Here is a 386-nt window from a genome sequence, read left to right on the forward strand (position 1 = left end):
TAATAGCTCTTGGGGTTGTTTCCTGTAAAAATGAAACAACCCTTCAGGAGTATTATGTAGAGAACCAGAACAGTCAGCAGTATTTAGCTTTTGACCTTCCTGCCAGTTTATTGACAGGAGATAATTCAAAACTTAATGCTGAACAGAAGGCAACACTTGAAACCATCAAAAAGGTAAATGTTCTAGGCTTCCCTTTGAAAGGAGAGAACAAGGAGTTGTATGAAGCTGAAAAGGCCAAATTGACCGAGATCCTTAAAGCCGATAAATATCAGCAGCTTATGCGCTATGGCGGTGGGACCCGCAAAGCCGAGTTGTACTATTTAGGTGAGGAGGACGCCATAGATGAATTGATCATTTTTGGAAGTGATGATGAAAAAGGCTTCGGT

1 protein-coding gene is annotated in these 386 nt (G+C 41.2%); it reads left to right on the forward strand.

Going from position 1 to position 386, the window contains the following annotated elements; all coding sequences use genetic code 11:
- On the forward strand, positions 1–386 hold a 386-nt coding region (locus tag HC175_RS20160; protein WP_168139844.1), incomplete at both ends, for a DUF4252 domain-containing protein.

This window comes from Salinimicrobium oceani (assembly GCF_012037645.1).